Source organism: Mesorhizobium sp. M0001, assembly GCF_040324255.1.
In the GTDB taxonomy this organism is placed as follows: Bacteria; Pseudomonadota; Alphaproteobacteria; order Rhizobiales; family Rhizobiaceae; genus Mesorhizobium.
On sequence record NZ_JAMYVS010000017.1, the window covers coordinates 18,710 to 31,531 of the forward strand.

11 protein-coding genes are annotated in these 12,822 nt (G+C 62.7%); 10 read left to right on the forward strand and 1 reads right to left on the reverse strand.

The features are described from left to right. Nucleotides 1-11: 11 nt before the first annotated feature. The 10 genes from sucC to lpdA all read left to right on the forward strand — a co-directional run bounded on the left by sucC (nt 12) and on the right by lpdA (nt 10,897). A complete protein-coding gene (gene sucC, locus NKK50_RS28255; RefSeq protein WP_352544232.1) occupies nt 12-1,205 on the forward strand; it encodes an ADP-forming succinate--CoA ligase subunit beta in 1,194 nt (397 codons plus the stop codon). A 6-nt stretch (nt 1,206-1,211) separates the two neighbouring features. Beyond that, nucleotides 1,212-1,583, forward strand: a complete 372-nt coding sequence (locus tag NKK50_RS28260) for a cupin domain-containing protein (protein WP_023670539.1) — start codon at nt 1,212-1,214, stop codon at nt 1,581-1,583. Nucleotides 1,584-1,585: 2 nt separating this feature from the next. Further along, on the forward strand, nt 1,586-2,083 hold the full coding sequence (locus NKK50_RS28265; protein ID WP_023752711.1) for a DUF1579 family protein: 498 nt from the start codon (nt 1,586-1,588) through the stop codon (nt 2,081-2,083). A 12-nt stretch (nt 2,084-2,095) separates the two neighbouring features. Next, on the forward strand, nt 2,096-3,001 hold the full coding sequence (gene sucD / locus NKK50_RS28270; RefSeq protein ID WP_023752710.1) for a succinate--CoA ligase subunit alpha: 906 nt from the start codon (nt 2,096-2,098) through the stop codon (nt 2,999-3,001). 128 nt (nt 3,002-3,129) lie between these two features. Continuing rightward, nucleotides 3,130-6,117 carry a 2-oxoglutarate dehydrogenase E1 component gene (locus NKK50_RS28275; protein WP_023706737.1) on the forward strand — a complete coding sequence of 996 codons (2,988 nt, stop codon included), beginning with the start codon at nt 3,130-3,132 and terminating at the stop codon, nt 6,115-6,117. A 48-nt stretch (nt 6,118-6,165) separates the two neighbouring features. Further along, nucleotides 6,166-7,458, forward strand: a complete 1,293-nt coding sequence (gene odhB, locus NKK50_RS28280) for a 2-oxoglutarate dehydrogenase complex dihydrolipoyllysine-residue succinyltransferase (protein ID WP_023742114.1) — start codon at nt 6,166-6,168, stop codon at nt 7,456-7,458. 16 nt (nt 7,459-7,474) lie between these two features. Beyond that, on the forward strand, nt 7,475-8,212 hold the full coding sequence (locus NKK50_RS28285) for a DUF4241 domain-containing protein (RefSeq protein WP_031195599.1): 738 nt from the start codon (nt 7,475-7,477) through the stop codon (nt 8,210-8,212). Further along, on the forward strand, nt 8,209-8,715 hold the full coding sequence (locus NKK50_RS28290; RefSeq protein WP_023834689.1) for a hypothetical protein: 507 nt from the start codon (nt 8,209-8,211) through the stop codon (nt 8,713-8,715). Before NKK50_RS28285 ends, NKK50_RS28290 begins: the two co-directional genes overlap by 4 nt. Continuing rightward, nucleotides 8,712-9,467 carry an SDR family oxidoreductase gene (locus tag NKK50_RS28295; RefSeq protein ID WP_023834688.1) on the forward strand — a complete coding sequence of 252 codons (756 nt, stop codon included), beginning with the start codon at nt 8,712-8,714 and terminating at the stop codon, nt 9,465-9,467. Before NKK50_RS28290 ends, NKK50_RS28295 begins: the two co-directional genes overlap by 4 nt. 23 nt (nt 9,468-9,490) lie before the next feature. Then, a complete protein-coding gene (gene lpdA / locus NKK50_RS28300) occupies nt 9,491-10,897 on the forward strand; it encodes a dihydrolipoyl dehydrogenase (protein WP_023702623.1) in 1,407 nt (468 codons plus the stop codon). Between the two features lie 848 nt (nt 10,898-11,745). On the opposite strand, the gene NKK50_RS28305 is transcribed toward lpdA, so the two are convergent. Then, the gene (locus NKK50_RS28305; protein ID WP_023683873.1) at nt 11,746-12,810 is read right to left on the reverse strand and encodes a TraB/GumN family protein; all 1,065 of its coding nucleotides are present in this window, start codon (nt 12,808-12,810) and stop codon (nt 11,746-11,748) included. Between the last annotated feature and the right edge of the window lie 12 nt (nt 12,811-12,822).

The following is a 12,822-nucleotide window of genomic DNA, read 5'->3' on the forward strand; positions in this document are numbered from 1 at the left end:
AGACCGTCCAGATGAACATCCATGAATATCAAGGCAAGGCGCTGCTGAAGTCGTTTGGCGCGCCGGTGGCCGAAGGCGTGCCGGTGTTCAAGGCAAGCGAAGCGGAAGCCGCGGCACAAGCGCTGCCCGGCCCGCTCTATGTGGTGAAGAGCCAAATCCACGCCGGTGGCCGCGGGAAGGGCAAGTTCAAGGAGCTTGGACCGGACGCCAAGGGCGGCGTGCGGCTGGCGAAGTCGGTGGCTGACGTCGTCGCCAACGCCAATGAGATGCTCGGCCACACGCTGGTCACCAAGCAGACCGGCCCGGCCGGCAAGCAGGTCAACCGCCTTTATATCGAGGACGGCGCCGACATCGATCGCGAGCTTTATCTGTCGATCCTGGTCGACCGCTCGGTCGGCCGCATCGCTTTCGTCGTCTCGACCGAGGGCGGCATGGACATTGAAGGCGTCGCCCACGACACGCCGGAAAAGATCATCACCCGCGCCATCGACCCGCTGGCCGGCGTGACGACCATCGACGTCGACATATTGGTGGAAGCGCTGGGCCTCACCGGCGATGCCGCCAAGGATGCCGGCACGCTGTTCCCGATCCTCTACAAGGCCTTTGTCGAGAAGGACATGAGCCTGCTCGAGGTCAACCCGCTGATCGTGATGAAAAACGGCCGCCTGCGCGTGCTGGACGCCAAGGTGTCGTTCGACAACAACGCGCTGTTTCGCCACCCCGAACTGATGGAATTGCGCGACACCACCGAAGAGGACGAGAAGGAGATCGAGGCGTCGAAATACGACCTCGCCTATGTCGCGCTCGACGGCAATATCGGCTGCATGGTCAACGGCGCCGGCCTTGCCATGGCGACGATGGACATCATCAAGCTCTACGGCGCCGAACCCGCCAACTTCCTCGATGTCGGCGGTGGCGCGTCGAAGGAGAAGGTGACGGCGGCGTTCAAGATCATCACCCGGGATCCGGCGGTCAAAGGCATTTTGATCAACATCTTCGGCGGCATCATGAAGTGCGACATCATCGCCGAGGGCGTGATTGCCGCGGTCAAGGAAGTCGGCCTGGAAGTGCCGTTGGTGGTGCGCCTCGAAGGCACAAACGCCGAACTCGGCAAGAAGATCATCAACGACAGCGGCCTCAACGTCGTGTCGGCCGACGATCTCGACGACGCAGCCAAGAAGATCGTGGCGGCGGTGAAGGGCTGAAGGCGAATGCCTCCGCGCAAGATAAACCTGGTCGAGGCGGCGGATCGAACGATCACCAAGGTCTTCGATCCGCATATCGCCGGCGACGTCAATGACAGCCAGGCGAAGGTCGCCAAGTTCGGCGAGACCTTCGACTGGCATGCACATGAGCATGAGGACGAGGCCTTTCTCGTGCTGCGCGGACGCATCGCCATCGATTTTCGCGACGGTCCGGTCGAGCTCGGCGAGGGCGACTTCATCGTCGTGCCAAGGGGTGTCGAGCACCGGCCGCGGTCGCTGACCGCCGAGCCCGTGGTGCTGATGTTCGAGCCGGCAACGACGCTCAACACCGGCAATGCCAAGAGCGACCTCACCGTCACCGACCTGAAGCGGCTCTGACCATGAACGCGGCTTCCTTTTCCTCGCTCTCGGCCGATCACCAGCGCCTGCAGGCGCTGGTCGGCGCGTGGCGCGGCGAGGAAGAGGTGGCGGAAACGCAATGGGCCGATGGCGGCACGGCGACGTCGGAGGTGCTGGCGGAGGCGCAGTTCGGCGGCCTCTTCGTGGTGCAGCGCTATCGCCAGCGCCGCGACGGCACGGTCTCGTTCGGGTCGCACTCAGTGTTCGGCTTCGACCAGCCAAACAGCCTCGTCACCATGCATCAGTTCGATTCCATGGGTTTTATGCCGGCCTCGCCGGCCACAGGTGCATGGAACGGCGCAGAACTGATTCTGGAGCGGTCATCGCCGCGCGGCTCAGCGCGCGTGACGTATATTTTCGACACTCCCGATGCCTACCGGATGCGACTGCATTTCAAACCTGCCGGCAGCGACAGCTGGCAAGACATGGTGAGCGGCGTCTACCGGCGCGTTTCGCCTTCCTCGATCAACGGTTTTTAGAAAAGGGCTCCGATGTCCATTCTCATCGACAAGAACACCAAGGTGCTGGTTCAGGGCCTGACCGGCAAGACCGGCACGTTCCACACCGAGCAGGCCTTGGCCTATCACGGCACCAGGATGGTCGGCGGCATCCATCCCAAGAAGGGTGGCGAGACCTGGACCGGCGCCAAGGGCGAAAACCTGCCGATCTTCGGTTCCGTTGCCGAGGGCAAGGAAAAGACCGGCGCCAATGCCTCGGTGGTCTATGTGCCGCCGGCGGGCGCCGCCGAAGCCATCCTCGAAGCCATCGAAGCCGAGATCCCGCTGATCGTCTGCATCACCGAAGGCATTCCGGTGATGGACATGGTCAGGGTCAAGGCGCGGCTCGACCGCTCGACCTCGCGGCTGATCGGCCCGAACTGCCCTGGTGTGCTCACCCCCGACGAATGCAAGATCGGCATCATGCCCGGCAACATCTTCCGCAAAGGCTCGGTCGGCGTTGTTTCGCGCTCGGGAACGCTTACCTATGAGGCAGTGTTCCAGACCACAAATGTCGGCCTCGGCCAGACGACCGCCGTCGGTATCGGCGGCGACCCCGTCAAAGGCACCGAGTTCATCGACGTGCTCGAGATGTTCCTCGCCGACGACGAGACCAAGTCGATCATCATGATCGGCGAGATCGGCGGTTCGGCCGAGGAAGACGCCGCGCAGTTCCTCAAGGACGAGGCCAAACGCGGCCGCAAAAAGCCGATGGCGGGCTTCATCGCCGGGCGCACCGCGCCGGCCGGTCGCACCATGGGCCATGCGGGCGCGGTCATCTCCGGCGGCAAGGGCGGCGCGGAAGACAAGATCGCGGCGATGGAATCGGCCGGCATCAAGGTATCGCCATCGCCGGCGCGTCTGGGCACGACGCTGGTCGAGGCGATCAAGGCCAAGTGAGTAGCGAGTAGTGAATAGCGAATAGGGAAAAGAGAGTAACGGCGCGACCCGGGAAAAATCCCTACTCGCTATTCGCTACTCACTATTCGCTTTTGAAAAGGAGACGGAGCCAGGCTCCGCGGACAAAAATGGCAAGACAAGATCAGGCCAACGACCAATTTTCGCTCACCTCTTTCCTCTATGGCGGCAATGCCGACTATATCGACGCGCTGTACGCGTCCTATGAGGATGATCCAGAGTCGGTAAACCCCGAATGGCAGGATTTTTTCGCCGGGCTGAAGGACGACGCCGGCGATGTGCGCAAGAACGCCAAGGGCGCTTCCTGGGCAAAGCCCTCCTGGCCGCTGCAGGCCAATGGCGAACTGGTGTCGGCGCTCGACGGCAATTGGGGCATCGTCGAGAAGCATCTGGAAAAGAAGGTCAAGGACAAGGCGGTCACCAATGGCGTCGTGCTGTCGGATGCCGACGTGCATCAGGCGACGCGCGATTCGGTGCGCGCCATCATGATGATCCGCGCCTTCCGCATGCGCGGCCATCTGCATGCCAATCTCGACCCGCTCGGCATCGCCAAGCCGCTTGAGGACTATAACGAGCTGTCCCCGGAGAATTACGGTTTCACCGCAGCCGACTACGACCGGCCGATCTTCCTCGACAATGTGCTCGGCCTCGAATTCGGCACCATCCGGCAGATGCTGGAGATCCTGACCCGCACCTATTGCTCGACGCTCGGTGTCGAGTTCATGCACATTTCCGACCCCGAGGAGAAGGCCTGGATCCAGGCGCGCATCGAAGGTGCCGACAAGGAGATTTCCTTCACCGCTACGGGAAAAAAAGCGATCCTGCAGAAGCTGGTCGAGGCCGAAGGCTTCGAGCAGTTCATCGATGTCAAGTACAAGGGTACCAAGCGCTTCGGCCTCGATGGCAGCGAAGGCCTGATCCCGGCGCTGGAGCAGATCATCAAGCGCGGCGGCCAGCTCGGCATGAAGGAGATCGTGCTCGGCATGGCGCATCGCGGCCGGCTGAACGTGCTGTCCCAGGTGATGGCCAAACCGCATCGCGCCATCTTCCACGAATTCAAGGGCGGCTCGGCCGCTCCTGACGAGGTCGAGGGCTCGGGCGACGTCAAGTACCATCTCGGCGCCTCGTCGGACCGCGAATTCGACGGCAACAAGGTGCATCTGTCGCTGACCGCCAATCCTTCGCATCTGGAAATCGTCGATCCGGTTGTGATGGGCAAGGCGCGCGCCAAGCAGGACTATCTGTTCGGCCGCAGCCGCGAGGAGATCGTGCCGCTGGAAGAGCGCGCCAAGGTGCTGCCGCTGCTTCTGCATGGCGACGCCGCCTTTGCTGGCCAGGGCGTAATCGCCGAAATCCTCGGCCTGTCGGGCCTGCGCGGCCACCGCGTCGCCGGCACGCTGCATTTCATCATCAACAACCAGATCGGCTTCACCACCAATCCGCGCTTCTCGCGCTCGTCGCCCTATCCGTCCGACGTCGCCAAGATGATCGAGGCGCCGATCTTCCACGTCAATGGCGACGACCCGGAAGCGGTGGTGCATGCCACGAAGGTGGCGATCGAATTTCGCATGAAGTTCCACAAGCCGGTGGTGGTGGACATGTTCTGCTATCGCCGCTTCGGCCACAATGAGGGTGACGAGCCGGCTTTCACCCAGCCGATCATGTACGCCAACATCCGCAACCACAAGACGACGGTGCAGATCTATGGCGAGCGGCTGATCGCCGAGGGCCATATCAGCCAGGCCGAACTCGACAAGATGAAGGCCGACTGGCGCGCCCATCTGGAGTCCGAATGGGAAGTCGGCCAGCACTACAAGCCCAACAAGGCCGACTGGCTGGACGGCGCCTGGTCTGGTCTGCGCACCGCCGACAACCAGGACGAACAGCGCCGCGGCAAGACCGCCGTGCCGGTCAAGGTGCTGAAGGACATCGGCAAGAAACTGACCGAGGTGCCGAAAGGTTTCGAGGCGCACAAGACCATCATCCGCTTCCTCGAAAACCGCCGCCAGGCGATCGACTCCGGCGAAGGCATCGACTGGTCGACGGCCGAGGCGCTGGCCTTCGGCGCCATCCTGCTCGACGGCAATCCGATCCGGCTCTCCGGCCAGGATTCAGAACGCGGCACCTTCTCGCAGCGCCATTCCGTGCTCTACGACCAGAAGGACGAGACCCGCTACATCCCGCTCAACAATCTGTCGGCGGCACAGGCCGGCTACGAAGTCATCAACTCGATGCTGTCGGAAGAGGCGGTGCTTGGCTTCGAATATGGCTACAGCCTGGCCGAGCCGAAGGCGCTGACGCTCTGGGAAGCGCAGTTCGGCGATTTCGCCAACGGCGCCCAGGTGGTGTTCGACCAGTTCATCTCGTCGGGCGAGCGCAAGTGGCTCAGAATGTCAGGCCTGGTCTGCCTGCTGCCGCATGGCTATGAAGGCCAGGGTCCAGAGCATTCTTCGGCCCGGCTCGAGCGCTTTCTGCAGCTTTGCGCCGAAGACAATATGCAAGTCGCCAACTGCACCACGCCGGCCAACTACTTCCACATATTGCGCCGGCAGCTGAAGCGCGACTTCCGCAAGCCGCTGATCCTGATGACGCCGAAGTCGCTGCTGCGCCACAAGCGGGCAGTGTCGACGCTGCCGGAGATTTCGGGCGAAAGCTCGTTCCACCGGCTGTTGTGGGACGATGCCCAGCTGTTGCAGAACCAGGCGATCAAGCTCACCAAGGATTCCAAGATCCGCCGCGTCGTGCTTTGCTCGGGCAAGGTCTATTATGACCTCTACGAGGAGCGCGAGAAGCGCGGCATCAACGACATCTACCTGCTGCGCGTCGAACAGCTCTATCCGTTCCCGGCCAAGGCGCTGATCACCGAACTGTCGCGTTTCCGCAATGCGGAGATGGTGTGGTGCCAGGAAGAACCCAAGAACATGGGCGCATGGTCGTTCATCGACCCTTATCTGGAATGGGTGCTGGCGCATATCGACGCCAAGCATCAGCGGGTGCGCTACACCGGCAGGCCGGCGGCGGCGTCGCCGGCGACCGGGCTGATGTCGAAGCATCTGGCACAGCTCGCCGCCCTGCTCGAAGACGCGCTCGGCGAATAGAACAAACCCGGCGAATAGAACAGACAGAGAAGAAACGGAACAGGCACAATGGCTACCGAAATCCGCGTTCCCACTCTCGGCGAATCCGTCACCGAGGCGACCATCGGCAAGTGGTTCAAGAAGGTCGGCGATGCCATTGCCGTCGACGAGCCGCTGGTCGAGCTCGAAACCGACAAGGTGACGGTGGAGGTGCCTGCCGCCGCCGCCGGCACGCTGGGCGAGATCACCGCCAAGGAAGGCGAGACCGTCGGCGTCGGTGCGCTGCTCGGTTCGATCTCGGCTGGAGGCGCTGCCGCCGCCCCGGCGTCCAAGCAGGAGACCAAGCCGCAAGCTGTGTCGCAGGCGTCGAGCCCCGACGCGGCACATACGACCAAGCAGGCCGCGGCCGAGACCGCCAAGATCGCCGGCGATGCCGGGCCGGTCGAGCCGCGCACAATGCCGCCGGCGCCAGCTGCCGCAAAGCTGATCGCCGAGAACAATCTGTCGGTCGACCAGGTTTCTGGCTCGGGCAAGCGCGGCCAGGTGCTGAAGGGCGACGTGCTCGACGCGATTTCCAAGGGCGCGCCGTCGCAGCCGGCCGAAATTCCGAAGGCCGCACCGGCTCCGGTCGCCGTGCGTGCGCCGTCCTCGGGCGACGATGCGTCGCGCGAGGAGCGCGTGCGCATGACCAAGCTGCGCCAGACCATTGCGCGCCGGCTCAAGGAAGCGCAGTCGACCGCCGCCATGCTGACCACCTTCAACGAGGTCGACATGTCGGCGGTGATGGCGCTCAGGACCAAGTACAAGGACATCTTCGAGAAGAAGCATGGCGTGAAGCTCGGCTTCATGGGCTTCTTCACCAAGGCGGTTACGCACGCATTGAAGGAAATCCCCTCGGTCAATGCCGAGATCGACGGCACCGACATCATCTTCAAGAACTATGCCCATATCGGCGTTGCCGTCGGCACCGAAAAGGGTCTCGTCGTGCCGGTGGTGCGCAATGCCGACCAAATGTCGATTGCCGAGATCGAGAAGGATATCGGCCGGCTGGGCATCGCCGCGCGGGACGGCAAGCTGTCGGTCGCCGACATGCAGGGTGGTACGTTCACGATTTCCAACGGTGGCGTCTACGGTTCGCTGATGTCGACGCCGATCCTCAATGCGCCGCAGTCGGGCATTCTTGGCATGCACAAGATCCAGGACCGGCCCGTCGTGGTCGGCGGCCAGATCGTGATTCGGCCGATGATGTACCTGGCGCTCAGCTACGATCACCGTATCGTCGACGGCAAGGAAGCCGTGACCTTCCTGGTCCGCGTCAAGGATAGCCTGGAGGATCCCGAACGGCTGGTGCTTGATTTGTGATCGGAGCTGATCCGTCATGAGCGGCTGGCTGGCGCGGTTTGGGTTCAAGCTGGGTCGAGTAGCGGGTAGCGTATTGAGGCGTTCCCGGCCGGCGGCTTCCGCCGCCATCTCTCCGCCGGCGACATCGACTGAATGGGATTCGGCGCCGGCGAGCAGCAATCTCGGTGTCTTCGCTCTCAGCGAAGCCGAAATGGCGGAGCGGAAGATCATCGTCACGGCGATCGGTGAGCTTGAGCTACCGACCGGCGAAATCATCGCTTGCGATCCACTGATTACCGGGCTGGAACGGCCTGTGTTTAGCCGTAAGGTCAGGCCGGGATGCTATCCAGTCACGTTGCTTGAGGCGCAAGGCCGTGTTGCTGCAGCGGTATTGCGGTTTGGCACTGGCTTGCCGGTGCGGTGGGAGTTGGCTGCCTTCGTCCGCGACGTCGGCACATCGTCCTGGAAGTCTGGATTTATTGTCGATGATAATGTTGCTTCGTTCATGGACAAGTCGGTTCTGACGCTGATGTCCGACCAGGAGGAACTCGACAGCTATCTTGCTGACGTTGCATGCTCGTTCGACAAGTTCCGCATGGATAATCCGGTTGATGGAAATCCGCTTAATATAGCCATGTTCGACACTGGCTTCGGTGATGGGAACTATTATTCCTTCTGGGGACTGGATGCGGCCGGCGAGCCGCTGGTCTTGATGACCGATTTCGAGGTGCTCGAAAACGCCGACGGCCGCGAGAGCAGCCAGAGCAATTCATGACAAACATCGCTTCGCCAATGATCGGATTTATGGCCGGGCTGGCTGTTCTCGCAGCGGGTTACGAGGCGCATGCCGCCTGCCCGCTGGCGCTTGCTGTCTATGGCGATGCCGAAAGCGAGGCCGGCATTGATTTCCGGCCGACGACGGATGCGGTCACCGTCACCAATACCTTCAAGATTGTGCTCGACAAGGGCATCGTGCTCGACGGCATTGTGATGTGGACCTCCGGTGTTTCGCGACCGCATGGCTCGCTGATGTACAAATGCCCGACCGGCGACGTCACCGGTGACGAGCTTGCCGCCTGCACGGTCTGGCATGGCGTCATCTACAGCGCCGACGATAAGGGCAACATCGCGCTCCTGGCGGCGGAAGGCACGGACGCGCCGCAGAGCCTGATCTTCCCCGATCTGGGTCCATCGTTGCAGATGTCGTCCGCCTTTGGCTCCATCGGTTTTTCGAAACTGCCGTGGGATGTGTTTTTGCTGAAAGGTTGCCAGGAATGAGCGCGGCGAAGAAAGTTCTTCTGGTCACCGGCGGCGGCCGCGGCATTGGTGCGGCCACTTGCCGGCTTGCGGCGAAGGCCGGCTACCGCGTCGCGGTCAACTATGCCGCAAACGAGGCCGCGGCCCAGGCGCTGGTTGCCGAAATCGAGGCAGCGGGCGGTGAAGCCTTTGCGGTCAAGGGTGACGTCGGCAACGAAGCCGACATCGTGGCAATGTTCGAAGCGGTCGACCGCCGCTTCGGTCGGCTCGACGCCCTGGTCAACAATGCCGGAATCGTCGACGTCAAGGCGCGCGTCGATGAGATGAGCCTGGCGCGGCTGGAGCGCATGATGCGCATCAACGTCATCGGCTCGTTCCTGTGCGCGCGCGAAGCGGTTAAACGCATGTCGAGCAAGCATGGCGGCCAGGGCGGCGCCATCGTCAACATCTCGTCGGCGGCGTCGCTACACGGCTCGCCCGGCGAATATGTCGACTATGCAGCGTCCAAGGCGGCGATCGACACTTTTACGCTCGGCCTGGCGCGCGAAGTCGCGACCGAAGGCGTGCGCGTCAACGCGATACGGCCGGGCATCATCGACACCGAGATCCACGCTTCGGGCGGCCAGCCGGACCGGGTCGAGCGGTTCCGCGACATGCTGCCGATGAAACGAGCCGGCACGGCGGATGAAGTCGCGCGTGCCGTTCTCTATTTTTTGTCGGATGAAGCGTCCTACACGACGGGCGCAATCCTGAATGTAAGCGGCGGCCGCTGAGCCCCAAGCTAAGGGAAACGAACATGGCTTATGATGTCGTTATCATCGGGTCGGGACCGGGCGGCTATGTCTGTGCCATCAAGGCGGCACAGCTCGGGCTCAAGGTCGCGGTGGTCGAGAAGAACGCCACTTTCGGCGGCACCTGCCTGAACATCGGCTGCATCCCATCCAAGGCGCTGCTTTATGCCTCGGAGATGTTCGCCGAGGCCGGCCATTCCTTCGATGCGCTGGGCGTCGAGATACCGGCGCCGAAACTCAATCTGAAGAAGATGATGGCGCACAAGGACGCGACCGTTTCGGCAAACGTCAATGGCGTCGCCTTCCTGTTCAAGAAAAACAAGATCGATAGTTTCCGTGGCACCGGGAAGGTGGTTGCGGCCGGCAAGGTGTTGGTGACGGCTGAGGACGGCAAGGTCGAGGAGATCGAGACGAAAAACATCGTTATTGCCACGGGCTCCGATGTCGCCGGCATTCCCGGCGTCAAGGTCGACATCGACGAGAAGGTGATCGTATCGTCGACCGGCGCGCTGTCGCTGGAGAAAGTGCCGGGACATCTGGTGGTGGTCGGCGGTGGGGTCATCGGTCTGGAGCTCGGCTCGGTCTGGGCACGGCTCGGCGCCAAGGTCACCGTGGTCGAATTCCTCGACACCATCCTGGGCGGCATGGACGGCGAGGTCTCCAAGCAGTTCCAGCGCCTGCTTTCCAAGCAGGGTTTCGAGTTCAAGCTCGGCGCCAAGGTGACAGGGGTGACCAAGGCCAAAAAGGGCGCCGCCGTTGCGTTCGAACCGGTCAAGGGTGGTGCGGCCGAGACCATCGAGGCCGACGCGGTGCTGATCTCGACCGGACGCCGGGCCTATTCCGACAGCCTCGGGTTGAAAGAAGCCGGCGTCGAGGTCGACGAGCGCGGCCGGGTCAAGACCGACGGGCATCTCAGGACCAACGTGGCCGGCATCTACGCCATTGGCGACGTCATCGCCGGGCCGATGCTGGCGCACAAGGCCGAGGATGAAGGCGTGGCGGTGGCCGAGACCATTGCCGGCCAGGCCGGCCATGTGAATTACGACGTCATTCCGAGCGTCGTCTACACCAGCCCGGAAATCGCTTCGGTCGGCAAGACAGAGGAAGAGCTGAGGAAGGCCGGCATCGACTACAAAAGCGGCAAATTCCCGTTCACCGCCAACGGCCGCGCGCGCGCCATGCTGCACACGGACGGCTTCGTGAAGATCCTCGCCGACAAAGCCAGCGACCGCGTGCTCGGCGTCCACATTGTCGGCTTCGGCGCCGGCGAGATGATTCATGAGGCGGCGGTGCTGATGGAATTCGGCGGCTCATCCGAAGACCTCGCCCGCACCTGCCACGCGCATCCGACAATGTCGGAAGCGGTGAAGGAAGCAGCGCTGGCGACGTTCTTCAAGCCGATCCATATTTAAGGAAACGCTGGAGGGACAGCACCCCCCTGTGGCCTGCCGGCCATCTCCCCCTCAAGGGGGGAGATTGGACTTCACCGCCGCGTCGCGAGCTTTCAAGTTTCTCACGTTTCTAACCTGGCGCTGTTCGTGAACTGCCGATCTCCCCTCTCGAGGGGGAGATGTCCGGCAGGACAGAGGGGGCGGTGAAGAATCGCGACGCTCGCCGATAGGTGCCCCAAACAAAACGGCCCGCTTTTCAGCGGGCCGTTCTTGGCTGGAATCAAGATGCCAGATCAGTTGGCCAGATTACGGGCTCGGCGCCGGAGCGGGCGCGGGTGCCGGGGCTGGCGCAGGAGCCGGTGCGGGAGCAGGGGCTGGTGCGGGAGCCGGTTCGGCGGGCTTCATCGGCTCAGCCGGTGCAGGTGCGGGCGCCGGTGTGCTGGCTGCCGGCGGCTCTGCGGGTGCAGGATGTTCGCCGCTTCTGCCGAAAACATAGTACGCGACAATCGCAAGGATGACGACGACCAGCGCAATCAGCCAGCCGCTGCCACCACCCGACCTGGGCGCTGGATCGTTAGGGTTCGCCATAAAAGTGTCCTCCGTGGATGAAAAGCATCAATCAACACCCCTCAACGCGCAACCGTTGAACGGGTTCATACTAGGCCTTCAAATTGACGAACGCAGGAAAATTCTGATTCGCAACCGCTCGTTGGCCTGTATTTCCCCCGCAAAATCAATCACGAACGAGGTAGAACGAGCTTAGCTGGCCTTTTCCGCCAAAAATAGGGCCAACCGCCTCCGCTTTGCGAATCAGTTGCGCACCGCACAGAGCCGGGCTTACGTGATTCGGTATTCAAGACGGGCGCTGCTCAGTCGACGGCGGTGACGGTATAGCCGGCCTTGCGAAAATCCTCGACCAGGCCTTCGGGGCCGGGAAGATGCATGGCGCCGACGGCCATGAAGGCATTGCCCTTGGCCAGGATCGGTGCGGCATGGTCGGCCATGACCTTGTTGCGGCCGGTGATCATCGTCCGGTCGAATTCGGCGTAACCTGCGTCGTCGTCTTCGTCGGGCGAGATCGAACGCAACAGCGGCCAGAAGGTGCCGGTGTCGCCGCGCTGGTAAAGCACGATCATGGTTTCGTTGATGTCGTTTATCTTGTCGCCGAGCTTCAGGGTCTCGACCAGCCCTTTGATGTGGAACGCAATCGGCAGCGAGGCCATGGCGCGCAGCTGGCTGGCAGCGGTCTCCAACCCTTCCACCGGCTTCCCCAAGGCCTTGGCGTCCTGCGCCAGCTTGACGTCCAGAACCGGTGCGCCGCCTGCCTGACGGGCGACCTCACAGACCGGCAGCGCGACCATGGCCGACAGCAGCCACGGCTTCATCTTGGAGACGCTCGCCGGCGGAATGCCGCGCGCATCGAGCCCTTTGTTCACCACCGCCGCATCCTCCGGCGACAACAGCGACGACAACGTCGTGTTGTCGGTGAACATCATCAGCTCGGGTTCCTTGAGCATGGCCTCCATCATCTTCTGCTTGTCGAGCACGTCGGTGGTCTCGATGATGATGGTGCCGGCGGCGTCATAGGCTTTCCTGGCTGCCGGCGGCAGAGTGGTCACGCGCGGGTCGGTCATGTGCATGGTGCCGAACAGGAAGGATGCCTTTTCGCCTGATTTCTCCAGCTTCCACAACAGGCCCTTGCCGTTCAGCGTCGCTGCTGCTTCCGTCTCGATCCTGGAATAGGTGGCGGGGTCTTCCTTCTGCAGGGCCGACAGCAGATCGGCGCCGGCGCAGGCCGGGGCTTCGGCATGCGCCCTGCCCATGGCAAGCAGCAGCACGACGAGAAAAGACAGGCAAAACACGGCGTTGAGCGCGACGAGCAGCTTCAGCGACACAAGGGCCGCGCGATCGGCAATGGCAAGGGCGCGTTTCATGGTGCGGTTCTA

Excerpts from the sequence above, each read along its gene's own strand:
- sucC (WP_352544232.1), top strand. The coding sequence starts at position 12 with ATGAACATCCATGAATATCAAGGCAAGGCGCTGCTGAAGTCGTTTGGC.
- NKK50_RS28260 (WP_023670539.1), top strand. The coding sequence starts at position 1,212 with ATGCCTCCGCGCAAGATAAACCTGGTCGAGGCGGCGGATCGAACGATC.
- NKK50_RS28265 (WP_023752711.1), top strand. The coding sequence starts at position 1,586 with ATGAACGCGGCTTCCTTTTCCTCGCTCTCGGCCGATCACCAGCGCCTG.
- sucD (WP_023752710.1), top strand. The coding sequence starts at position 2,096 with ATGTCCATTCTCATCGACAAGAACACCAAGGTGCTGGTTCAGGGCCTG.
- NKK50_RS28275 (WP_023706737.1), top strand. The coding sequence starts at position 3,130 with ATGGCAAGACAAGATCAGGCCAACGACCAATTTTCGCTCACCTCTTTC.
- odhB (WP_023742114.1), top strand. The coding sequence starts at position 6,166 with ATGGCTACCGAAATCCGCGTTCCCACTCTCGGCGAATCCGTCACCGAG.
- NKK50_RS28285 (WP_031195599.1), top strand. The coding sequence starts at position 7,475 with ATGAGCGGCTGGCTGGCGCGGTTTGGGTTCAAGCTGGGTCGAGTAGCG.
- NKK50_RS28290 (WP_023834689.1), top strand. The coding sequence starts at position 8,209 with ATGACAAACATCGCTTCGCCAATGATCGGATTTATGGCCGGGCTGGCT.
- NKK50_RS28295 (WP_023834688.1), top strand. The coding sequence starts at position 8,712 with ATGAGCGCGGCGAAGAAAGTTCTTCTGGTCACCGGCGGCGGCCGCGGC.
- lpdA (WP_023702623.1), top strand. The coding sequence starts at position 9,491 with ATGGCTTATGATGTCGTTATCATCGGGTCGGGACCGGGCGGCTATGTC.
- NKK50_RS28305 (WP_023683873.1), bottom strand. The coding sequence starts at position 12,810 with ATGAAACGCGCCCTTGCCATTGCCGATCGCGCGGCCCTTGTGTCGCTG.